The organism is Mesorhizobium dulcispinae (genome assembly GCF_033977345.1).
GTDB classification, from domain to species: Bacteria; Pseudomonadota; Alphaproteobacteria; order Rhizobiales; family Rhizobiaceae; genus Mesorhizobium; species Mesorhizobium dulcispinae.
The window spans coordinates 281,230-303,938 of sequence record NZ_JAVIIY010000005.1 but is presented as its reverse complement, the minus strand read 5'-3'; the positions used below and the strand labels follow the sequence as shown (position 1 = coordinate 303,938).

General features: G+C 64.6%; 22 protein-coding genes. 8 read left to right on the top strand and 14 right to left on the bottom strand.

All coding sequences use genetic code 11. The features are described from left to right. Positions 1–10: 10 nt before the first annotated feature. The 5 genes from RFN30_RS14400 to RFN30_RS14380 form a co-directional block, all read right to left on the bottom strand. On the bottom strand, positions 11–1,069 hold the full coding sequence (locus RFN30_RS14400; protein ID WP_320262748.1) for an ABC transporter permease: 1,059 nt from the start codon (positions 1,067–1,069) through the stop codon (positions 11–13). Further along, positions 1,069–1,863 carry an ATP-binding cassette domain-containing protein gene (locus tag RFN30_RS14395; protein ID WP_320262747.1) on the bottom strand — a complete coding sequence of 265 codons (795 nt, stop codon included), beginning with the start codon at positions 1,861–1,863 and terminating at the stop codon, positions 1,069–1,071. The genes RFN30_RS14400 and RFN30_RS14395 overlap by 1 nt, the downstream gene beginning before the upstream one ends. Before the next feature lie 82 nt (positions 1,864–1,945). After that, the gene (locus RFN30_RS14390) at positions 1,946–2,959 is read right to left on the bottom strand and encodes a substrate-binding domain-containing protein (protein ID WP_320262746.1); all 1,014 of its coding nucleotides are present in this window, start codon (positions 2,957–2,959) and stop codon (positions 1,946–1,948) included. Positions 2,960–3,078: 119 nt separating this feature from the next. After that, a complete protein-coding gene (locus RFN30_RS14385; RefSeq protein ID WP_320262745.1) occupies positions 3,079–3,987 on the bottom strand; it encodes a sugar phosphate isomerase/epimerase family protein in 909 nt (302 codons plus the stop codon). Continuing rightward, positions 3,984–5,015, bottom strand: coding sequence for a Gfo/Idh/MocA family protein (locus RFN30_RS14380; RefSeq protein WP_320262744.1), 1,032 nt, complete (start codon positions 5,013–5,015; stop codon positions 3,984–3,986). The genes RFN30_RS14385 and RFN30_RS14380 overlap by 4 nt, the downstream gene beginning before the upstream one ends. Before the next feature lie 194 nt (positions 5,016–5,209). Between RFN30_RS14380 and RFN30_RS14375 the strand changes: the two genes are divergently transcribed. From RFN30_RS14375 to RFN30_RS14365, 3 genes are all read left to right on the top strand, one after another. Beyond that, positions 5,210–6,235 (top strand): LacI family DNA-binding transcriptional regulator, encoded by a 1,026-nt coding sequence (locus RFN30_RS14375; protein WP_320262743.1) that lies wholly within the window; start codon positions 5,210–5,212, stop codon positions 6,233–6,235. 163 nt (positions 6,236–6,398) lie between these two features. Beyond that, a complete protein-coding gene (locus RFN30_RS14370; RefSeq protein WP_320262742.1) occupies positions 6,399–7,880 on the top strand; it encodes an esterase-like activity of phytase family protein in 1,482 nt (493 codons plus the stop codon). Positions 7,881–8,087: 207 nt separating this feature from the next. Further along, the gene (locus RFN30_RS14365; RefSeq protein WP_320262741.1) at positions 8,088–9,560 is read left to right on the top strand and encodes an MATE family efflux transporter; all 1,473 of its coding nucleotides are present in this window, start codon (positions 8,088–8,090) and stop codon (positions 9,558–9,560) included. 21 nt (positions 9,561–9,581) lie between these two features. Here RFN30_RS14365 and RFN30_RS14360 read toward each other — a convergent pair whose 3' ends face one another. Further along, complete coding sequence (locus tag RFN30_RS14360) at positions 9,582–10,790, bottom strand: MFS transporter (RefSeq protein ID WP_320262740.1); 1,209 nt, start codon at positions 10,788–10,790, stop codon at positions 9,582–9,584. A 142-nt stretch (positions 10,791–10,932) separates the two neighbouring features. Between RFN30_RS14360 and RFN30_RS14355 the strand changes: the two genes are divergently transcribed. Continuing rightward, entirely contained in the window at positions 10,933–11,508 is a 576-nt protein-coding gene (locus tag RFN30_RS14355) for a TMEM175 family protein (RefSeq protein WP_320262739.1), read from the top strand. Positions 11,509–11,577: 69 nt separating this feature from the next. Here the strand turns inward: RFN30_RS14355 and RFN30_RS14350 are convergent, their stop codons facing one another. Beyond that, complete coding sequence (locus RFN30_RS14350) at positions 11,578–11,859, bottom strand: hypothetical protein (RefSeq protein WP_126099445.1); 282 nt, start codon at positions 11,857–11,859, stop codon at positions 11,578–11,580. A gap of 172 nt (positions 11,860–12,031) precedes the next feature. Between RFN30_RS14350 and RFN30_RS14345 the strand changes: the two genes are divergently transcribed. After that, positions 12,032–12,898, top strand: a complete 867-nt coding sequence (locus RFN30_RS14345; RefSeq protein ID WP_320262738.1) for an SDR family NAD(P)-dependent oxidoreductase — start codon at positions 12,032–12,034, stop codon at positions 12,896–12,898. Between the two features lie 28 nt (positions 12,899–12,926). Here the strand turns inward: RFN30_RS14345 and RFN30_RS14340 are convergent, their stop codons facing one another. The 3 genes from RFN30_RS14340 to RFN30_RS14330 form a co-directional block, all read right to left on the bottom strand. Continuing rightward, on the bottom strand, positions 12,927–13,352 hold the full coding sequence (locus RFN30_RS14340) for a low affinity iron permease family protein (protein ID WP_320262737.1): 426 nt from the start codon (positions 13,350–13,352) through the stop codon (positions 12,927–12,929). Between the two features lie 301 nt (positions 13,353–13,653). Further along, positions 13,654–14,295: a DapH/DapD/GlmU-related protein gene (locus RFN30_RS14335; RefSeq protein WP_320262736.1), complete on the bottom strand. Its 642-nt coding sequence runs from the start codon at positions 14,293–14,295 to the stop codon at positions 13,654–13,656. Positions 14,296–14,374: 79 nt separating this feature from the next. Then, positions 14,375–14,911 carry a CreA family protein gene (locus RFN30_RS14330; RefSeq protein ID WP_320262735.1) on the bottom strand — a complete coding sequence of 179 codons (537 nt, stop codon included), beginning with the start codon at positions 14,909–14,911 and terminating at the stop codon, positions 14,375–14,377. A gap of 174 nt (positions 14,912–15,085) precedes the next feature. Here RFN30_RS14330 and RFN30_RS14325 point away from each other — a divergent pair, with 174 nt between their 5' ends. The 3 genes from RFN30_RS14325 to RFN30_RS14315 all read left to right on the top strand — a co-directional run bounded on the left by RFN30_RS14325 (position 15,086) and on the right by RFN30_RS14315 (position 18,563). Further along, positions 15,086–15,670 (top strand): SCO family protein, encoded by a 585-nt coding sequence (locus RFN30_RS14325; protein ID WP_320262734.1) that lies wholly within the window; start codon positions 15,086–15,088, stop codon positions 15,668–15,670. A 78-nt stretch (positions 15,671–15,748) separates the two neighbouring features. Continuing rightward, a complete protein-coding gene (locus RFN30_RS14320) occupies positions 15,749–16,621 on the top strand; it encodes a 50S ribosomal protein L11 methyltransferase (RefSeq protein WP_320262733.1) in 873 nt (290 codons plus the stop codon). Between the two features lie 97 nt (positions 16,622–16,718). Continuing rightward, the gene (locus tag RFN30_RS14315; RefSeq protein WP_320262732.1) at positions 16,719–18,563 is read left to right on the top strand and encodes an aminopeptidase P family protein; all 1,845 of its coding nucleotides are present in this window, start codon (positions 16,719–16,721) and stop codon (positions 18,561–18,563) included. Positions 18,564–18,566: 3 nt separating this feature from the next. Here the strand turns inward: RFN30_RS14315 and RFN30_RS14310 are convergent, their stop codons facing one another. The 4 genes from RFN30_RS14310 to ligA form a co-directional block, all read right to left on the bottom strand. Continuing rightward, positions 18,567–18,863, bottom strand: coding sequence for an AzlD family protein (locus RFN30_RS14310; RefSeq protein WP_320262731.1), 297 nt, complete (start codon positions 18,861–18,863; stop codon positions 18,567–18,569). Further along, on the bottom strand, positions 18,860–19,588 hold the full coding sequence (locus RFN30_RS14305) for an AzlC family ABC transporter permease (RefSeq protein ID WP_320262730.1): 729 nt from the start codon (positions 19,586–19,588) through the stop codon (positions 18,860–18,862). The genes RFN30_RS14310 and RFN30_RS14305 overlap by 4 nt, the downstream gene beginning before the upstream one ends. Before the next feature lie 206 nt (positions 19,589–19,794). Further along, positions 19,795–20,481, bottom strand: a complete 687-nt coding sequence (locus RFN30_RS14300) for a DUF2461 domain-containing protein (protein ID WP_320262729.1) — start codon at positions 20,479–20,481, stop codon at positions 19,795–19,797. Next, a complete protein-coding gene (gene ligA / locus RFN30_RS14295) occupies positions 20,481–22,688 on the bottom strand; it encodes an NAD-dependent DNA ligase LigA (protein ID WP_320262728.1) in 2,208 nt (735 codons plus the stop codon). The genes RFN30_RS14300 and ligA overlap by 1 nt, the downstream gene beginning before the upstream one ends. Between the last annotated feature and the right edge of the window lie 21 nt (positions 22,689–22,709).

The following is a 22,709-nucleotide window of genomic DNA, read 5'->3' as shown; positions in this document are numbered from 1 at the left end:
GGAGGCCCCCTCACCGATACCGCGCCTGGTTCCACTTATGGCCGAGCAGCGACAGGATGATGATCAGCCCGTTGAAGAACTGGACGTAGAAGCCACTCAGGCCCGCCGCCACCACGCCGGTCTGGATGAACGACACCGTGACCGCGCCGATCGCGCCGCCGACCACGGTGCCGATACCGCCCCAGGTCGGCGTGCCGCCGACGAATACCGAAGCCAGCACCGGCAGCAGATAGCCGTCGCCCGCCGTCGGCCACCAGGTGAAGTTGATCATCACCGAGAAGGTGCCGGCGATCGCCGCCCCGATACCGACGAAGACGAACACCTTGACCCGCACGCGCTTGACGTCGATGCCCATCTGCTTGGCGCTGTCCGGATTGTCGCCAACCACTTTCACCTGCGCGCCGAAGCGATGGCGGTTGTAGAGCAGCGCCGAAAACACAACGAAGGCGATCGCCCAGAAGATCTGCACCGGGATGCCCCAGATCTGGCTGGAGAAGATCGCGTAGGCTGAGCTGTCGGCGAGGTTGGTCAGCGCCGTCGACTTGCCCTCGTTGATGATCTGGATCAGCCCGCGCAGCAGGAAGTTCATGCCGAGCGTGGCGATTAGCGACGACAACCCGCCATAGACCACCAGCGAGCCGACCAGGAAGCCGAGCAGCGTGCCGGTGACGAGCGCCGCGGCGATGCCGAGGAACGGATCGTAGCCGGCCTGCACGACCAGCGCGAAAACCCAGGAGGCAAAGCCCATGGTCGCCGGGAACGACAGGTCGATCTCGCCGCAGGTGACCACGAAGACCAGCGGCACGACCACGAACAGCGCGACGGGGAGCGTCGTCAGCACGGAACTGTAGAGATACCAGGTGGTGAAGACGGTCGGGTTGGCGATCATGAACACCGCCATCATGACGATGAACACGACGAGCGTGCCAAGCGATGCGCGGTTGTCGAGGACGAAGCCGCGCAGCCAGTGGTCGGACGGATGGTTCCATTCCTTACCTGACTCCTTGGCTACCTGGCCGCTGGCCCTTCCAAGAGGCGTTTGCAGATCGGGTTCCATGGCCTTGCTCATCACGCTCTCTGCTCCGCTTCGCCTGCCCCGTGCAGCCCCGGCAGCCCGCCCGGGTGTGCTATGTCTTCCATGAAGTTGATGAGGTCTTCGGCCGACTTGACCTCGCTGCGGTCGGCCGTCAGCGCCACCCTGCCGCGGTCGAGCACCACGAAACGATCGGCGATGTCGAAGACATGGTGGATGTTGTGGCCGATGAACAGGATCGAGCGGCCGCTCGCCCGCACCTGGCGCACGAAATGGAAGACCTTGGCGGTCTCGGTCAGCGACAGCGCCGTCGTCGGTTCGTCGAGGATGATCAGCTCCGCCTGCTTGTAGATGGCGCGCGCGATCGCCACGCCCTGTCGCTCGCCGCCCGAAAGCTGGCCGACGATCGACTGCGGCGTGAACACTTTCGAGGTGAAGCCGATCTCGCGCATCAGGCGGCTTGCCTCCTCGATTTCCTTGCCGACCTTCAGCCAGCCCATGAAGCCGGTGAGCTCGCGGCCCATGAAGATGTTGCGCACGATCGTCTGCTGGACCGCGAGCGCACGGTCCTGGAACACGGTCTCGATGCCGGCGTCGCGCGAGCGGGCGGCGCTCCATCCTGTCACCGGCTTGCCACGGACAAGAATCTCACCGCTGGTCGGCTTGACCACGCCGGACAGTATCTTGATCAGCGTCGACTTGCCGGCGCCGTTGTCGCCGATCAGGCCGACCACCTCGCCGCGGTCGACACTGAGATTGACGCCGCCCAACGCATAGACCTGACCATAGGATTTCTTGATGTCGCGCAGTTCGATGATGCGTTCGGCCATGGCAATCCTCATCTGATGTCGGCAGCCGGCTGTTCGCCGGCGGTCCCGCCGGCCGGGCTCGACCCGACCGGCGGCTTGGGAGTCAGCGCAACGCCTGCTTGGCCAGTTCCGACACGACCTGGTAATTGTCCGGCGTGACGAAACCGGCGCCGGTGTCGACATTCATCGGCGCTAACCCCAGCACCACTTGCTGGCATAGGCTGAGGATCGGCAGATAGCCTTGCAGGAACGGCTGCTGGTCGGCAGTGAGTTGCACCCAGCCGCCCTTGAATCCTTCGACGATCTGCGGACTGGTGTCGAAGCCGAAGTTGAAGATGTCGCCCGGCTTGCGGCCCGCCGCCTGCATGTAGGTGGCGACATTGCCGAGCATCTGGCCGCCGGGATAGCCGACGGCCTTGACGTCGGGGTGGTTGAGCAGCGCTGCCGTGATCACTGGAATGGCGAGGTTGGGGTCGGACGCCCATTCGCCGCTCGGCGGCGAGGACAGCTGGATGACCTCGACGCCGGCCTCCTTCAGGGCCGCCACCGTGCCGCGCTCGCGCGCGCCGCGGTTCTCGTTCTCGAACGGACCGATCATGATCGCCTTGTCGCCAGCCTTGAGCTTGGCGAGCTTGAACGCCTCGGCGCCGAGCGCCCGGCCCTGCTGCTCCTGCTGCGCGCCGACATAACCGCCGCCGAACGCCGCCACCACCTTCGGCACCGGCACGTTCTGGTACATCATCTGGATGCCGTCCTTATGCGCCTGCTCGGCCAGCGGCATGATCGCGGCGTCGCCCGGATGACCCATCATCGCGATGCCCTGCGGCTTGACCGCGACCGCCTCGCGCAGCTGCTGCACCATCTTCTCGACATCCCACTGGGAGAAGATGTAGTCGACCTTCGGCCCGAGATCGGCCGCCGCCTGCTTGGCGCCATTGTAGACGATGGTGCCGAAGGCGTCGCCCTCTGCGCCGCCGACGAAGAAGCGGATGTGGACGTCCTTGCACCATTGGGCGTCGAGCGCCTGCGCCGGCAAGGTGGAGATCGAGGCGCAGAGCGCCGCGGCAGCCGCCACGACGGTCGAGCGCAGAACAGTCCTTGTGGTCGTGATGCTCATGCACGTTCCTCCCTTTGTGTCCCTCGCAATCGAGGGTTTTCGACAATTGCTTCGGCCTGATGCCGCAGTCCCTTGCGACCGGCTCCTCCCGCCGGCCAATCCTCACATCAAATTTGGCCTCACACCGGATTAGGCAGGTAGCTGGCTCCTCCCCGGCATTGCTTGAGATAGTCGAGCGCCCGCACCTGGCCGGTGATCTCGAGGTCGCCGCGATAGACCGGATCGTGCCAGCCTTCGATGTCGATCGCCCCGCGATAGCCGGCGAGCCGCAGCTCGCTGATCACGCGCGTCCAGTCGCTGTCGCCGAAGCCCGGCGTGCGCATCTGCACGAATGGCAGGCGGCCGAACACGCCGTGCTCGCGGATCACGTCCCAGCGCACCGTCGCGTCCTTGCCGTGGACATGGAAGATGCGCGGCGCCCATTTGCGGATCTGCGGGATCGGGTCGATCAGGTAGACGAGCTGATGGCACGGCTCCCATTCGAGGCCGAGATTGTCGTTCGGCAATTCGTTGAACATCAGCTCCCAGGCATCGGGATTGTGGGCGATGTTCCAGTCGCCGCTCGCCCAGTTGCCGTCCATGGCGCAATTCTCGAAGGCGATGCGCACGCCCTTGTCGGCGGCGCGTTTCGCCAGCGGTGCCCAGACCTCGCGGAAGCGCGGCAGGCTGTCGGTCAGCGGCTTGCCCCGCACGCGGCCGGTAAAGCCACTGACCGTGGAAGCGCCGAACAGATGCGCATTGTCGATCACCGCCTCCCAGGCCGCGAGCACGCCGCGATCGACCTCGCCGCTTTCCAGCGGATTGCCGAAGACGCCGATCGAAGACACAGTGACGTCGGCATCGCCGATCGCCTCGCGGATCTCTCCGGCCAACCGCGGCAGGTCCTTGCCGCCCAGCGTCTGCCAGAAGAAGGGCTGGATGCTCTCGAAGCCGAGCGGCAGGATCTGTCTGATATAGGCAGCCGGATCGTCGAGATTGGCTCGCACCATGGTGCCGATCCTGATGTCGAGAAGCGGGTTTGGCATCATTGCGTTTCCTGTGCGATCGCCACGCGGCGGCCGGTCTCGGCGCTTTCGATCGCGCCGAAGACCATGGCCAGGCTCTTGATGTTGTCGCTGCCGCGCGTCTCCGGCTCGGTCCCGGCTTCGATCGCGTGCATGAAATCCTTGATGATACCGAGATGGCCACCGACGCGGTCCGACGCGTCGAGCGGCGGCACGTCGATCGGCTGGGTCTTATCGATGATACCGTCGCGGCCGGACGCAACCACCTCCGCCTTCAGCCCGTCATGGCCGTCCCAGAGTAGGCTGCCGCGCTCGGCGACGATGCGCCAGCTGCCTTCCCAGCTGGTGCGGAAGCCGTCGGCGCACCAGCTTCCGGCATAGGTGAAGACCTTGCCATCGCCAAAGTCGAAGACGGCGCTGGCGGACGATCCCTGCCGGTACCAGGAACTGGCCGGCTCCCATTCCTGGCAATAGACGCTGGCCGGCTCGCCGGCGACCATATAGCGGGCGGCGTCGAAGGTATGGATCGCCATGTCAAGCAGCAGCACATGCGCCATCTCCTCGCGAAAGCCGCCGAAATGCGGCGCGACGAAAAAGTCGGCATGGATGCTGGTCGGCTTGCCGATGGCGCCGGAGTCCAGAAACCGCCGGATGCGCCTGACATTGGCGACATAGCGGCGGTTCTGCACGACGGCATGGATGCGCCCGGCCCGGTGCGCAGCCTCGATGATCGCGTGCGCGTTTTCAGGGCTGTCGGCCAGCGGCTTCTCGGTCAAGAGATGGCAATGGTGGGCGAAGGCGGAAAAGGCCACTTCGCGCCGGGCGGCGGGAACCACGACGTCGAAGACGGCTTCGGGCTTTGTCTGGTCGAGGACAGCGTCAACGCTGGTGCCGATGACGGCATCGGTGAGGTCGTACTCGCGCGCCCTCGCCCGTGCACGCTCGGCATCGAGATCGACAAGGCCGGCAATCGTCAGCCCGTCGATCTGCCTTGCGGCATCGAGCCACTGCCTGCTCATGGCTCCGCACCCGACCAGGACGACCTTCATCATCCAGCGCTCCTCCCGTTCGGCCCCTCCAGGCCGAATGTCACGGCATCCACGGCATCACCGTAAACGTTTTTCCGTAAACGTTTACGACAACACACCCAATAGCGTAGAATGTCAACCGGCTGCTTCTCGAAAATCGTCCCTAAGCCTTGGCCTGAGCGGCAGCCGGTGCTAGCCAAGGCGGGGGAGAATTGGCTTTGGCGTCCAGCATCCACGACCTTGCGCGTCACCTGAACATTTCGATCGGCACCGTGTCGCGGGCGCTGAACGGCCGCGCCGACGTCAATGCCGACACCCGCCAGCGCGTGTTGGAAGCCGCCAAGAAGCTGAACTATGCGCCAAACCAGTCCGGCCGGAGTCTGAGGCAAGGCGCCACGCATTCGATCGCTTTCATGCTGCAGCCGCATCCGGGCGACCAGCAATATGGCGAGCCCTTCTTCATTCCGTTCCTGACCGGCCTGCAGGCGCGGCTCGCCGAGAGCGGCCTCGACCTGTTCGTGGTCATGGGCGCGCCGGGCGACTACCAGCAGGAGCGCCTGCGCCGCGTCGTCGAGACGCGCCGCGCCGATGCGGTGGTGCTGGCCTGGACGCGGCGCGAGGACGAGCGCATCGATTATCTGACCGAGAGAGGCTTCCCCTTCGCCACGCTTGGTCGCAGCCGCTCGGGCGGCAAATCCTACCCGTCGCTCGACCTCGATTTCGAGAAGGCAGGCAGCGACGCGGTCGACAGGCTGGTGGCGCGTGGTCACCGCCGCATCGCCGCCATCCGGCCGTCCCTCGACCTGAACTTCGGCCACCTGTTCATGACCGGCTACCGCAAGGCGCTGAGGCGGCACGGCATCGAGGTCGATCCCGGCCTGATCGCGGAGGATTTCATCAACGAAGCCGGCGGCTATCATGTGACGCCGCGCGTGATGCTCTCCAAGGACAGGCCGACGGCCATCATCTTCAACAACGACGCCATGGCGCTCGGCGGCTGCAAGGCGCTGGCCGAAATGGGTATCAGGCCCGGCCACGACATTGCGGTGATCGTCATCGTCGACACCCCGCTCTGCCGCTATTTCTCGCCGGCGCTGACCGGCTTCCGCCCCGCGCTGGAGCCGATGGGCCGGCGGCTGGCCGAAATGCTGCTCGCCTCGCTGCCGGCCCATGCCGGTCCTGAGGGGCCACGCACCATCCGCGAAGTCTGGCCGCTGGAGCTCATCGCACGCGAGAGCGATTGAGCACCCTCTCCTTCTCCCACAAGGGGCGAAGGGAAGTGCACGCCGCCTGTCATGCAACCATCACGTTCACGTCCTAGACCGCTCGACGGAAACCGCTCGCCGCATCTTCGATGCCGCGTCCTTCCAGGCATTGGCCGCTCTGCTCGTCAAGAAGGGGATATCCATGAAACATTTGAACCGAACCGTCTCGCTCGGCGTCGTGCTCGCGCTGTTCACCGCGATGACACCGGCGCTCGCCGACGGCGTCGCCTATGTCAACAAGGGGCTTGTCGGCGTCGGCCGCATCCCCGCCAGCCAGAAGGACAAGTTCGGAGAAACCTTTGGTTCGGGCTCCGGCATGGCGATCGACACCAAGTCCTGGGCGCGTGACGGCGCCGGCTACAAGGGTTCGCTCTGGCTGCTGCCGGATCGCGGCTACAACGTCGAAGGCACCACCGACTACCGCCCGCGCCTCAACACCATTGCAATCGAGCTTGCCCCGACCGCTCCGGGTGCCGTGCCCGCCGCCGGCCAGGAACAGTCGGGTGTAAAGGCGACGCTCGCCGACACCATGCTGCTCACTGACGACAAAGGCGCCGACGCCACCGGCCTCGATCCCCTCAACGGCGTGCATCCGGCCGCCGGCGACATGCCGATCCTGCCGCAGGCCGACAACGGCAAGTTGGCGCTCGACGACGAGGCGATCGTGCGCCTGCCCGACGGTACCATGTTCATCTCTGATGAATATGGCCCGAACATCTATCGCTTCTCGGCCGACGGCCGCCTGATGTCGGCAACGCAGCCTCCGGCGGCGCTGGTGCCGATGCGCCATGGCAAGCCGAATTTCGCCTCCAACAATCCGGGCCCGGGCGCCGCCGAACCCGATCCGAAGGATCCCGAGTCCGGCCGCCAGAACAACCAGGGCCTCGAAGGCATGTCGATGACGCCGGACGGCAAGTACCTGATCGCGGTGTTGCAGTCGGCGCCGCGCCAGGACGGCGGCGATTCCGGCTCGACGCGCCAGAACACCCGCGCACTGGTCTATGACGCCTCCGACCTTGGCCATCTCAAGCTGGCGCACGAATATGTCGTGCCGCTGCCAGTGTTCAAGGACGCCAAGGGCAAGACCAAGGTGGCCGCGCAGAGCGAGATCGTGGCGCTGTCCGACAAGAGCTTCCTGATGCTGACGCGCGACAACGGCAACGGCCAGGGCCTGAAGGACGCCGAGTCGGTCTACCGCAAGATCAACATTGTCGACCTGACCGGCGCCACCGACATCGCCAACGGTCCCTTCGACGCCGCCGACAAGCCGGTCGCGCCGAAGGGCGTGCTCGACCCGTCGGTGACGCCGGCCAAGCTCACCTCCTTCATCGACATCAACGACAAGGGCGAGCTTGGCCGCTTCGGCCTGCACAACGGCGCGCCGAACGACAGGAACAACCTCTCGGAGAAGTGGGAGGCGATGTCGCTGGCGAGCGTGCTGGACCCGAAGCTGCCCGACGACTATTTCCTGTTCGTCGCCAACGACAACGATTTTCTCACCCAGGACGGCTTCCAGGTCGGCGCCCCGTACAAGGCCGAGGACGGCGCCGATGTCGACACCACCTTCCTCGTCTATCAGGTCACGCTCCCCGGCCTGTCGGGCAACAGCCTCGCCGCGAACTAGAGCAATTCCAGGAAAAGTGTGTAACGGTTTTCCGTCCGGAATTGCGTAAAAACAAAGAGATAGAGCGGTTCGCCGTTTCCATGAAACGGTGAAACGCTCTAGCCCCGCCATGGGGTGCGATGCCGCGAGGCATCCAGCCCGGCAAGGGATGCATCACCATCAGGCCTGCGATAGCATCGCGGGCCTGATTCATTTTCGGTGCCCGCCATGGACGACAACAAGCCCGCTCGCCGGCGGACCGGCGACCTGACCAGCGGCCCCATTCCTCGCACGCTGCTTTTGTTTGCCCTGCCGGTGCTCGGCTCCAACGTGCTGCAGTCGCTCAACGGCTCGATCAACGCCGTCTGGGTCGGGCGCTTCCTCGGTGAGGCGGCGCTGACTGCCACCTCCAACGCCAATCTGGTGCTGTTCCTGATCCTCGGCACGGTGTTCGGCATCGGCATGGCGGCGACTATCCTGGTCGCGCAGTCGGTCGGCGCCCGCGACTTGGCCGAAGCACGGCGCATCGTCGGCACCAGCGCCACCTTCTTCTTCCTTGTCTCGGTGGTGTTCGCCGTCTGCGGCTGGATCTGGGTCGACGCCATCCTCACTGGGCTCGGCACGCCGGCGGATGCCTTGCCGCTGGCGCGCTCTTACCTACGCATCATCTTCGTCGCCGTGCCGATGATGAACCTTTTGTCCTTCGTCATGACGGTGCTGCGCGGCGCCGGCGATTCGCGCACGCCGTTTGTCTTCATGGCGCTGGCGGTCGTGCTCGACGTCGTCCTGAACCCGCTGCTCATCCGCGGCATCGACCCCTTCCCCGAGCTTGGCATCGCCGGGTCGGCCACCGCGACGCTGATCGGACAGACGGTGAGCGTGGTCGCCATCCTGATCGTGCTCTACGCGCGCAAGCACCCGTTGCGGCTGGCAGGCAGCGACCTCGCTCTGCTCAAGCCCGACCCGGCGCTTTTGCGCATCGTCGTCTTCAAGGGCATCCCGATGGGTCTGCAGATGATCGTCATCTCGGCGGCGGCGCTGACCGTGATGGGCATCGTCAACTCCTACGGTTCGCAGGTCGCGGCAGCCTATGGCATCGCCGCACAGCTCTGGACCTATATCCAGATGCCGGCTCTGGCCATCGGCGCCGCCGTCTCCTCGATGGCGGCGCAGAATGTCGGCGCCGGGCGCTGGGATCGCATCGGCAAAATCGCCGCTTCTGGCGTCGGCTTCAACCTCGTGCTCACCGGCGCGCTGGTGGCGCTGATCTTCCTCTTCGACCGCCCGGTGCTCGGTCTTTTCCTGAGCGGCGACAGCACGGCGATCGATATCGCCGCCCACATAAACAAGTCGGCGTCCTGGTCCTTCATCCTGTTCGGCGTCACCATCGTGCTCTTCGCCACGGTGCGTGCTACCGGCGCCGTGATGCCGCCGCTGATCATCCTGATCGTCTCGGTGCTGATCGTGCGCACCGGCTTTGCCTATTCCATGCGAATCGTCATCGGCCAGGAAGCGCTGTGGTGGAGCTTTCCGGCCGGCTCGATCGCCTCTCTGGCGCTTGCCGCCGCCTACTATCGCTTCGGCCGCTGGCGCACCCTGCATATGATCGAGGACCGTCCGGCTGCCGGCGAGCCGCCCGACACCGGTCTCGGCGTGCCGCGCCAGCGCGCGCACCTCTCGCCCGAAACGCCGAACGGCTGACATCGTGTTGGAATAGGCAAACTATCGGGCGTATTTGGCGCCGAACCCCAGCGCCACCAGCGAGAAGATCGTGATCATGCCGGCAAAGGCCAGGCTTGCGACGGTCGCGCTCGTCAGACTCGACAAGACGCCGATGCCGATGACCGGCAGCGCATTGCCGCAGAAGCAGCAGACGAAGAAGGCCGAGACCACTTCGGCGCGCCGGTCGGCCGGCGCGATGTGGTTCACCACTTGCAGGCCGCCACGATAGCCGAACGCGGCGGCAACTCCGCATAACGCCGTGCCGATGACCATGATTGCCGCGGAGGCGAAGACCTGCGCCGCCACAATCAGAGCAACCGTCGGGATCATCAAGACCAGGGCGGCGAGCATCGTGAAGCGGCTGGACAGCCGCGCCGTGGCCAGGATTGTGGCCGCCGCCACGATCGACAGTTCGAAGAACAGCCCGCCGGCCTCGGCGTGGTTCGTCGCATGAAGCTGCTGCGCCAGGATGCTCGGCGCCAGCGCCGCGTAGAAACCGACCAGCGCCATAGCGCCGAAGCCGGTGATCGCCGGCGCCACGAACCGCGCGCGGATGCCGGCGGGAACCGAAAGCCGTGGCCGCATCGAAACTTCGGCGAGCCGCCTGGTTTGCGGCACGGTTTCTTGCGTGCGCCAGAGCATGAGGGTCACCAGCAGAAGCAGGGCGAGATAGACGGCGAATGTCAGCCTGAGCGGCCAGGGCGCGTATTCGGCGAGCAGCCCCGACGCCAACGCACCGGCTCCGAGGCCGACGAAGTTGGTGCTGGTGGCAATAATGGCGGCGCGCGACTTGTCCTCGCCTTCGATCAGTTCTGCGAGCCAGGCGGTGCCGGTCCCTGCGCCGATCCCGATGCCGAGTCCGCTGAGGATGCGGGCGATGTCGAGCCAGGCCAGGTTTTCGGCAAAGAGGAAAAACAGCGCGCTGACTATGGCAACGCCCATCGCCGCCATGGCCGCCGGACGGCGGCCGATGACATCCGACAATCGGCCGAAAAACAGCAGCGCCGCCAGATTGCCGACCACATAGACGGCATAGACCAATGTCAGGGTGATCTGCGAAAACCCGAAGGCCTGTTTGTAGATCACATAGAGCGGCGTCAAAGCCGTGCTGCCGGCAAAGAGTACCGCGATCATGGCGGCAACGACGGCCATTGCGATACCGCCGCTTAGTTCATTGTCGCGCGTGATTGTCTGAGCGTAGCTGGTCATCGGAACCTCCGGCCAGTTTGCAAACCCCCACGCCCATGTAGTGGCGGCCGCTCCGCTTGCCGAACGCCCTCCTGACAATTCTGGCAGTATGGCCTTGCGCGAAATCCTCCCGTAACCTTTGTCGATCAATCGCGGAGGAACCATGGGCAAGGGAAGAGTCGAGGCATTCACCGACGGCGTCGTGGCCATCATCATCACCATCATGGTGCTGGAGTTGAAGGTGCCGCACGGCGAGGATCTTTCGGCGCTTTTGCCGCTCTGGCCCGTCTTCTTCAGCTACGTGCTGTCCTTCATCAATGTCGGCATCTACTGGAACAATCTGCACAACATGTTCCACACCGTGCAGCGCGTCGACGGCCGGGTGTTGTGGGCCAATCTCAACCTTCTGTTCTGGCTGTCGCTGATGCCGGTGACAACGGCCTTCATGGGCGAGAACCACTTCGCGCCGGTGCCGGTCGCCGTCTATGGCGTCGACCTCGCGCTCTGCGCAGTAGCCTACAACATCCTGGTCATCAAACTGCGTCATCTGCACGGCGCCGAGACGACCTTTGCCCGGGCCGTGGGCCAGGATCGCAAGGGCAAGATTTCGCTGGCTCTCTATCTGGCCGGGATAGCGCTGACCTTCGTCAGCCAATGGATCGGCGTGGCTGTCTATGTGCTGGTGGCGACCATCTGGTTCGTGCCCGACAAGCGTTTCGAACGTCTGATCGAAAAATAGCCAGAGCGATTCCAGGAAGAGTGCGTAGCGGTTCGCCGTACGGAAACTGCGAAAAAAATAATTCCGCTCTTACTTCCGCATCGCCTTCAGCTTCTCGGCCGCGGAAGCCGCAAGATCGGCATAGCGCTCTTCCAGCCGCTCCGCGGCCTTGATGACGGGAAAGTCATGGCCGAACTTCTCCAGCGCCAGGCGCAGCTTCTCGGCGAAATCCGCCTGTTGCTCCAGCGCCGAAAACAGCGTCTTGACCTGGGTCTCGCTGATGTCGGGATCGGCAAGCATCTTCGGCACGTCTCGGCCCATCTGCTCACCGGTGGCGGTCTGCTCTTTCAGGATTCCGATCCAATCGGTCAATACCGAGCTCCTTTTCCTTGCAGCATGCGCGGGGGACGCCATTGCGGTCAACCCGTTGCCGCTATGCGGTCAACCCGTTGCCGCCATCGCGGTCAACCATTGCAGCGATCGAGGCTTGTCTCGGCTCCGACCGGCGTTAAGTTCGGCTCACCTCGAAACAAGGACATGGATCATGACCAGCGACGCCGAAATCCAGACCGCTCTGCCCGCTTTTGCCTCCGGTAATGTCGCCGTGATCACCGGCGGCGCCAGTGGCATCGGTCTTGCCGCAGCCAAGCGGTTCGCGGCAATGGGCATGAAGACGGTGATTGCCGACGTCGACGGCGCGCGCCTCGACCAGGCCCGGCAAGCGCTAGCCGCGATCGGAGGCGATGATGCCGTTCGCGCCATTGCCGCAAACGTTTCCTACATCGACGATGTCGACCGCCTGGCGGATGCCGCCTACGCTGCCTTTGGCGCGGTCTCGGTGCTGATGAACAACGCCGGGGTCGGCAACAATCCGGGCAAGCCGTGGGAAAACCGCGTTGCCTGGAGGCGGCTGATGGATACCAATTTCTGGGGGGTCGTGCATGGCGTCGAGGTTTTCGCGCCGCGCATGCTCGCGGCCGGCAAGCCGGGCCTGATCATCAACACCGGCTCCAAGCAAGGCATCACCACACCGCCCGGCAATCTCGCCTACAACGTCTCCAAGGCAGGCGTGAAGACCTTCACCGAGGGTCTGGCGCATGCGCTGCGCAACGAGCCTGGGGCGAAGGTCTCTGCACACCTCTTGATACCGGGGTTCACCTATACCGGCCTGACCGAAGGCGCGACGGAAAAGCCGGCCGGCGCGTGGACGGGCGAGCAGGTGATCGATTTCATGCTGGCATCGCTGATCGACGACGACTTCTACATTCTCTGCCCCGACAACGAGGTCACGCGGCCGACTGACGAAAAACGCATGGCCTGGGCAATCGGCGATATCATCGAAAACCGCCCTGCCCTGTCGCGCTGGCATCCGGATCACAAGGACGCGTTCGCGGCCTTCATGGACCGCTAGAGCCGAAGCCCGGACGACAAGGCGGCGCTCAAGCGGCGTGGTTTTTGGGGGCACGCTTTTGCGCGGCCTTCTTGACAGCTGCCGCCGCAACCTCCCGGTCATGCCGTTTTGCGGCTTTTTCGCATTTTTCGCGGATCTCCTCGACCTCGGATTCGGTCAGATGCTCGATGCCGATGAAGGTGTTGTGGGCCCGGCTCACCCGGATCAATTCGTCGAGTTTGGTCTGGATAGCCGCGCTGTCACGATTTTGGGTGTTCTGGATAAGGAACACCATCAAGAAGGTGACGATCGTAGTCCCCGTATTGATGACGAGTTGCCAAGTATCCGAAAAGCCGAAGACCGGTCCGCTCAGAGCCCAAACGATGATGACCAAGCAGCACAAGGCAAATGTCGGCGGCATGCCGGCGAGATGCGCTACGGCATTGGCGATCTTGGTGAAAAACTTCTCGATCATCGAAAATCCCTGAACGGCCAAAGCGATATGATTTCGGCCGAAGGCTCAAATCCTGGTCAAAAACAAGTGGCGGCCGCTCCTGGTTCCCTGGCAAGAGTTTTTTCGCGACCGCATCCCGCACAATTGAACACACGCCAGAAGGGCAGCTTCCGGAAAAACCACCTTATGGGTTTGTTGCGATAGTACCCGCGCAGGCAAAAGGCCTGCTCCTTCCGCTTCACGACGGTTTACCTCCAGCCCCTTCCGCTGCGCCACCCCCGCATGGCGGAAGGGGCACCGTCTCCCTGTAATCGTGCAGAAATCAGAGCGCTTCGTGTTCCCAACGATCGAGGAAGGCCTCGATCGGCAATGACTGCATGTCCGGGATCGCCCTGGCGAGTTTTTCCGGCGCCCAGTCCCACCAGGCGAGGACTTCGATGCGCGCCGCGACGTCAGCGGTAAACCGCTGCCGCAGCGGTTTCGCCGGCACGCCGGCGACAATCGCGTAAGGCGGCACGTCATGGGTCACCACCGCGTTGGCGCCGATAACGGCGCCATTGCCGATCGAAACACCAGGCATGACGACGGCGCCGTGGCCGATCCAGACATCATGCCCGATGCTGACCGGCTTTGCCTGCCGCCACTCACGAAACGCCGCGTCGACGCCAAGCCAGCGGAAATACTCGTTCGGCCGGTAGCTGACCTTGTGCTGGGTCAGCCGCTCGATCGGATGCTCGAGCGCATTGATGCGGCTGTTGGCGGCGATCGAGCAGAATTTGCCGATCGTCGTGTAGATCGCTTCCGAATGTCGCTCGAAATAGGAAAAGTCGCCGACCGTCACCTCGCGCAGGATCACCCGCTCGCCGATCGAGGCATAGCGGCCGAGCTTGCATCCCTTCAGCTCCGCGGTCGGATGGATGCGCGGTTCGGGATCCTTCAGGACGAGGTGTTCAGGACGATCCATGGCGCGGCTTTACGCCGGCCAAGATCACCCTGCAAGCCATCGCGAGCCAAGACCACCCCGGCCGCGGTTGTCCCGCAAGCTATTGCGGCTTGCCCTTGGTCCATACGACGTTCTGGCCGTAGAGCGGCACGGTGGTCACCGACATCTTCGCCGAACCGTTCTGCACCTGGCGCGAATGCGACAGATAGATCAGCGTCTCGTTCTTCCTGTCGTAGATGCGGTTCACCACCTGTTTCTTCCAGATCAGGCTGAGGCCTTGCTTGAACACCTCCTCGCCGCCTTCGCTCATGTCGATGTCGCCAATGGTGATCGGCCCGGTCTGGCGGCAGGAGATCGACGAATCCGACGGATCCTCGAACCAGTTGCCCTTGTGCAACCGATCGATGATACTGCGATCGAAATAGGCGACATGACAGGTGACGCCGTCGACTTTCGGGTCCTTGATCGCGTCGATCATGATGTCGTTGCCGACCCAGTCGACGCCGACCTTGCCGACCTCGTCCGCCACCGCGGCGCCGGCGCTCAGGACAAGGCACGCGGCAATCAAGCCGATCAGTTTTCGCAAGGAAGCCTCCTCGGGTTCGCGTTCAGCCGATGTCAGGTGGGATAAGACCATGGCATTTGCAAGCCGTTCGACCGCTGCTGCGCCAGGCCGTGTGCGGGCACTCAACCCGTCACGGTTGCGGCAACGCGACATCTTTGCGCGCGCGCCGCCAAACCGTTAAGACTGTCGCCGAAACAGGCTCGCGCCCGAACGGCGCGCCACGGCAGTCACGGCGGATAACTTCTGATGATGCGCTCAATTCTGGTCGGCATTCTCGTCCTGATGGCGGCGGGCATCGGCTGGCTCACTTTCGACTGGTACCGCGGCCATTATGGCGGGGAGCCCTACGGCGCGCCCTTCACGCTGATCGACCAGAAAAAAGCGCCGATCACCGAGGCCGCGTTCCGAGGTCATCCGAGCGTTGTGTTCTTCGGCTTCACCCACTGTCCCGAAGTCTGCCCGACCACTCTGTTCGAACTGGCCGGCTGGCTGAAGACGATGGGCGACGACGGCAAGAACCTCAACGCCTATTTCGTCACGGTGGACCCGGAGCGCGACACGCCGGAGATCATGAACTCCTACGTCAGCAACTTCTCCGACCGCATCACCGGCATCACCGGCGATCCCGATAAAGTCCATGCCATGGCCAAGGCCTTCGGCATCTACTGGAAGAAGGTCGACACCGGCGACGGCGACTACACGATGGACCACACGGCCTCGGTTCTGCTGCTCAACGCCAAAGGCGAGTTCGCCGGTACCATCGCCTATGGCGAAAGCGCCGACACCGCGATTGCCAAGCTGAAACGGCTTGCAGCGGGCGGCCAGGCATGATCCCGAGAAGTGGGAACCGATTTTTGCTGCGCTGACCTTCGGTTCGGAAATGATCATGCTTGAACAAGAGCGGCCCTGATGGCACAGATTAGGCTTCACCTTACCGCCGGCAAGGCCGAGGCCGACCGCATCTTCGCGGCGCTCGACGCCGCCTTCGAGGACGACGGCCTGCCGCTTGCCGTGCTGGAGGTCGACGAGGCCGCCGACATCCACGAAGTGTCGCTCTACGCCGAGAGCGATGTCGATGCCGTCGAAGCCCGGATCAACGATATTCTCGCAGGGCTCGACCTCCCCAAGCAGGTCGAACGCGAAGCCCTCCCCGACATCGACTGGGTGGCGCGCTCGCTCGAAGGATTGAAGCCGGTCCGCGCCGGACGTTTTTTTGTCCACGGCGCGCATGATCGCGGCAAGCGCCGCAGCGGTGATCTCGCCATCGAGATCGAGGCGGGTCTTGCCTTCGGCACCGGCCACCACGGCACCACCGCCGGCTGCCTCGAAATGCTGGAGCAGGTGGTGCTGCGCGAGCGCCCGCGCAACGCGCTCGACCTCGGAACGGGCAGCGCCGTGCTGGCGATCGCGCTGGCGAAGCTCGCGCATATCCCCGTGCTGGCGACCGACATCGATCCCATCGCCGTTCGTGTCGCTGCCGCCAATGCGCGACTGAACCACGTGAAGGCGCTCGTCGAGACGGTGACGGCGCCCGGCCTCCATCATCCGATCTTCGCCAGACGCGCGCCCTTCGACCTCATCGTCGCCAACATCCTGGCGCGGCCGCTGATGCGGCTGGCGCCGCAGATGGCCAGGCACATCAGGCTCGGCGGCTCGCTGGTGCTTTCCGGCATTCTCGACCGCCAGCGCGATGCGGTGATCTCCGCCTATGTCGGCCAGGCTTTCCGCCACGTCCGCACCTTGCATCGCGAGGGCTGGGTGACGATTCACCTCAAGCGGTGAACCAGACTCGATTCAATCCCGCCTGGCCCTGCCGAAACTGATTCCGGTTTGAAGGTGTATGCGTTACGGTCGCGGCTCGCATTCGAGGGAGACGACCATGTTCCAGACCTTTGATTCCGCCGGCGATCCGGCTGTCGGCAGGCCGCGTGTGGCGATGCTGCGGCAATGGCTGGCAGAGAACGGCCTGGACGGTTTCATGGTGCCGCGCGCCGACGAGCATCAGGGCGAATATGTCGCCGACCGCTCGGCGCGGCTGAAATGGCTGACCGGGTTTTCCGGCTCGGCCGGCGTCGCCATCATCCTGCGTGATCGCGCCTTCATCTTCGTCGACGGTCGCTACACGCTGCAGGTGCGGGGCGAGGTCGACCTTTCGATCTTCACCGTCGAGAGCCTTGTCGACAATCCGCCGGCCTCCTGGATCAAGGACAATCTCGGCAAGGGCGCCAGGCTCGGCTTCGATCCCTGGCTGCATACGATCGGCGAGGTCAAGGCGCTGCAAGCTTCGGCCGAGCAGTCCGGCGCGACGCTTGTGCCGCTCGACAAGAACCCGATCGACGTCATTTGGAAAGACCAGCCGGAGCCGCCGCGCGCACCGGTGGAGCTCCATCCGATCGCCTTTGCCGGCGAACTCGCCAAGGACAAGCTGGCGCGCCTGGCGGGTGCGATCGAAAAGGATGGCGCAACGCACGCCGTGCTCACCGACCCCTCTTCGATAGCCTGGGCCTTCAACATCCGTGGCGGCGACGTCGCGCACACGCCGCTGGCGCTCGGCTTCGCCATTCTGGCCGCCGACGGCAAGCACCAGCTCTTCATGGACCCCCGCAAATTCTCGCGCCAGGTCGCGGCCTATCTCACCCAGCTAGCGGACCCGCACGATCCGGGCGAGTTCGAAGCAGCCATCGCTGGGCTTGCCGACGATGGCGCAAAAATCGCGCTCGATCCGGTGCTGGCGGCGGAAAAGCTGAACATGCTGGTCGAGGGCAATGGCGGCAAGGTGATATCCGCCGCCGACCCCGCCCGCATCCCGCGCGCCACCAAGAACCAGGCCGAGATCGCCGGCAGCCGCGCCGCGCATCGCCGCGACGGCGCGGCGGTCGCCAAGTTGCTCTGCTGGCTCGACCGGCAGAAGCCGGACTCGCTCGACGAGATCGACGTTGTGACCAGGCTCGAGGAGGTGCGCCGGCAGACCGGCGAGGAAACGCAGATGCCGCTGCGCGACATCTCCTTCGACACCATTTCCGGCGCTGGCCCGAACGGCGCCATCATGCATTATCGCGTCTCGCGCGCCACCAGCCGCAAGCTTCGAAGCGGCGAGCTTTTCCTGCTCGATTCCGGCGGACAGTACCAGGACGGCACCACCGACATCACCCGCACCGTGCCGATCGGCGAGCCGACGCAGGAGATGCGCGAGCGCTTCACGCTGGTGCTAAAAGGCATGATCGGCATCTCGACGCTGCGCTTCCCGGCCGGCACGCGCGGCTCCGAGATCGACGCGGTCGCCCGCATGGCGCTGTGGAAGCACGGCTGCGACTTTGCCCATGGCACCGGCCATGGAGTCGGCTCCTACCTCGCGGTGCACGAAGGCCCGCAGCGCATCGCCCGCACCGGTACGGAGAAGCTGCTTGCAGGCATGATGCTCTCCAATGAGCCGGGCTACTACAAGGAAGGCGCCTACGGCATCCGCATCGAGAACCTGATCCTGGTCACGCCCGCCGAGCCGATCGAGGGCGGCGACATCGCCATGCACGGCTTCGAGACGCTGACGCTGGCACCGATCGACAAGCGCCTCATCCGCACCGATCTGTTGACGCGCGACGAGTTGCACTGGCTCGACCAGTATCACGCACGCGTGCTGGCCGAGATCGGTCCGATGGTGGACGGCGAGACGCTGGCCTGGCTGGAGAAAGCCACCGCGCCGCTACCGCACGACGCCAAGATTTGATTTCTAGCCGACGAACTGCCTGGCCAGAATCAACACCGCAGCGCCGGCCAAAAACATCGCCATCAGGCCGCCGCGCAGCGACATAATCGCCGTGACGATCAGCGCCGCCCATTCGGCCGGGCCGGCGCCGAGCGCGGCCGGCGCGACCAGCGTTGTCAGCACCGCGGCCGGAACGGCGTTCAAGCCCGCCTCGACACGCGGATGGATGTTGTCGAAGCGCGAGATGACGAGGTGGCCGCCGACGCGCGTGAGATAGGTGGCGATCGCGCCGGCAAGGATGATCCAGAAGGTGGTGCTCATGGCCGCTTCCCCACGCCGCTGTGATGCGGCGGCAGGATCACCGCCAGCAGCACGCCGGCGATAGCGCCGATCGAGACATGCCAGGGCGAACCGACCGTCTTGTAGGCGACGATCGAGGCCGCCGCGCTTGCCACGACCACCGGCAGCCACAGCGGCCGCTTGCGGAAGCCGAGGACCAGGCCGAGGAAATAGATCGGCAGCAGGAAATCGATGCCCAGCGCATGCGTGTCGGGGATCATCTTGCCGAACACGGCGCCGAGCGCGCTTTCGATCACCCAGAACACATAAACCGGCAGGCCGAGCCCGAGATACCAGACGAAGCCGACCGGTTGGCCGGAGGCCGCCCGCGCCTCGGCCACGGCATATTGCGGATCGGTCAAGATGAAATAGCCGAGCGCCTGCTGCAGCACCGGCCAATGCGCGATGCGCCGGCCGATGCCGGCGGAATAGAGCACGTGGCGGAAATTCACCGCGAAGATGGAGAGCACGATCAGCCACGGCGCGACATGCTGGCCGAACAGTTCGATGCCGACCATCTGGCTGGCGCCGCCATAGATCATCGCGCTCATCAGGAAGGCCTCGAGCACCGAAAAGCCGTTGTCGACGGCTAAAGCCCCAAACAGCACCGCGAACGGCGCCGAAGCGACGACGACCGGCATGCTCAATCGCACGCCGTCCCAGAAATCGCTTCTTACGCCGCTTTCGGAGAGAGCTTCCGCCGACATCCAACTGCTCCCTTTGCATGTCGCCCAGAAGTGCGCAGCGGTTCTGGGCAACGACATGCATCAAAACAAGGATTTAAAATGCGTCGCCTGAACCCGTTTCAGACGACGCGCTTCAGGCCGCCTGATGTAGGCAGCGTCGTCCTCCTTGTCACACCAATTCGCTTGAGCCGACGATCAGCGGAACTGATCGCGAAACGGATTTCCGGTTATCCGGTCTTGCCCTGGATCGCCCTGCCCCAGTCGAGCAGCGGCTTGGCGCGGAAGGTGAAGTCGACAAGGCCGTCGACCAGTGCCGCCGTGTGGATGGTGGCGGGATCGATGTCGTGCCGGACCACGAAATGGCGGTTGCGCACCGCCTGTGCGAGATCGTCTTCACTGACGTCTTCGAAGCCGCGCGGCGCACGCTTCAGGCAGTCTTCCGCATCGAGCGCCAGACCGCCCTTCTTCAGCGCCGTCACCATGCCACGGAATGCCGCCGGCTTCGTCACGATCGCCTCGCGCATCGCCTGCAGCAGTTCCGGCGCCGGCTGCCACCAGGCGACGCCGGCGAAGCAGCGCTCGAGCCCGATATGCACATAGAAGACGCCTTGCTCCATCTTGGTGCCGTCCGGCGACAGGATGGCCGACAGATGCCGGTTGTAGGGCCGCTTGTCCTTGGAAAAGCGTACGTCGCGGTTGATGCGGAACAGCGACTTCTTGCGATCGCCGCGCAGGCCGAGCTTCGCTGCTTCAAAGCGCTCGCTGAGCGTCTCGACGAGATCGCAGAACGGCTCATGCAGCTCGCTTTGATAAAGGTCGCGGTTTTCCTGGAACCACTCGCGGCTCTGGTGGAAGTCGAGCGCCTTCAGGAACGGGATGGCTTTCTCGCCAAAACCCTGGAACGCGCCGGCCATCAGCCGCCCCTGCCGATGCGCTGCAGCCAGGTGTCCTCGTCGATCACCTCGATGCCGAGATCGGTCGCGACCTTGAGCTTGGAGCCGGCGCCGGGGCCTGCCACCACGAGATCGGTCTTCGCCGAAACCGAGCCCGCGACCTTGGCGCCGAGACGCTCCGCCATCGCCTTGGCCTCGGAGCGCGTCATCTTCTCCAGCGTGCCGGTGAACACCACAGTCTTGCCCGAGACCTCGCTGTCGGCCGAAATCTCGACGACATAGGGCTTCGGATGGACCTGCGCCAGCAGCGCATCGAGCACGTCGTCATTGCGCTCGTTGCCGAAGAAATCGCGCAGCGCTCCGATCACGGTGTCGCCAATGCCGTTGATCGACGGGAACACGGTGTGTGGATCCTCCGCCTTCGCCGTCTCCTTGCCGACGCGGATCAGTTCCTCGATGGTCGTGAATTGGCGGGCGAGCACCGCGGCCGTCGTCTCGCCGATATGGCGGATGCCGAGCGCGAAGATAAAGCGGTCGAGCTCCGGCTCACGGCGAGCGTCGATGGCGGTGAACAGCTTGTCGAGGCCCTCGTAGTTGCGCTCCTCGACGCTGCGCACATTCTTGCGCGTCTTGCCCGATGCCTCCTCGCGCAGCCTCGCCTGCTCCTCTCGCCGCTCGGCCAGCGCCTTGGTGACGGCCGGCCTGCGGTCCTTGAGCGTGAAGATATCGGCCGCGGTCTTGACCAACCCGGCATTGAAGAACAGGTCGATGTTTTCGGCGCCCAGGCCCTCGATATCGAGCGCGCCGCGCGACACGAAGTGGCGCAGCCCCTCCACCGCCTGCGCGGCGCAGATCAGCTCGCCGGTGCAGCGGCGGCGCGAATCCTCCTTGCCGGTCTTCTCGTTGATCTCGCGCGTCGCCGGCGAGCCGCAGACTGGACAGGTATGCGGAAATTCGTAGGGCACGGCGTCCGCCGGCCGCTTGTCGATGACGACGCTGACGATCTGCGGGATGACGTCCCCTGCCCGCTGGATGACGACTGTGTCGCCGATGCGGACGTCGATGCCGTCGCGGATCGGCTGGCCGTTGCTGTCGAAGCCCTTGATGTAGTCTTCGTTGTGCAGCGTAACGTTTTCCACCACCACGCCGCCGACCGTCACCGGCGCCAGCCGGGCCACCGGCGCCAGCGTGCCCGTGCGGCCGACCTGGATGTCGATCTTCTGCACCGTTGTCATCGCCTGCTCGGCCGGGAATTTGTGGGCGACCGCCCAGCGCGGCTCGCCGGTGACGAACCCCCAGCGCCGCTGCAGCTCCAGCTGGTCGACCTTGTAGACGACGCCGTCGATATCGTAGCCGAGCGAGGAGCGCTGCTCCTCGATCTGATGGTAGTGGGCAATGAGCTCGTCGATCGACTTCGCCCGCACCATCAGAGGGCTGACCTTGAAGCCCCACTCGGCGAACTTCTGTACCGAACCATACTGGGTTGGAGCGGGATCCGCGGTCGTATAGCCCCAGGCATAGGCGAAGAATTTGAGGTTGCGGCTTGCAGTGACCGCCGGATCCTTCTGGCGCAGCGACCCGGCCGCCGTGTTGCGCGGATTGACATAGTCCTGGCCGCCGATCGCCGCCGAACGCTGCTTGAGCGCCTCGAACTCGGCATAGGTCATATAGACCTCGCCGCGGATCTCGATGACCTCCGGCCAGCCCGAGCCGTGCAACCTCTTCGGAATATCGGCAATGGTCTTCAGATTGGCGGTGATGTCCTCGCCGACGGCGCCGTCACCACGTGTCGCGCCCTGCACGAACACGCCGTTCTCATAGCGCAGCGAGGCCGACAGCCCGTCGATCTTCGGTTCGGCGGTGAAGGCAATGTCGAGATCCCTGTCGCGGTCGAAGAAACGCCGGCCGCGCTCGATGAAATCGGCGACATCCTGGTCTGTATAGGCCTTGGCGAGGCTGAGCATCGGCACCGCGTGCCGCACCTTGGCAAAACCTTCGGCCGGCGGCGCGCCGACCCGGCGTGACGGCGAATCTTCGCGAACGAGATCGGGAAAACGCTCCTGGATGGCGAGGTTGCGGCGCGCCAGCGCGTCATACTCGGCGTCCGAGATCGTCGGCGCGTCCTCCGTATGATAACGCCGGTCGTGCTCGGCGATCTCCTCGGCAAGCCGCCTCAGCTCCTCCGCGGCCTCGCTTTCGTTCAGCGATTCGACTGGTTTTTCCGACATGAAACGCGGTCCTCGAATTAT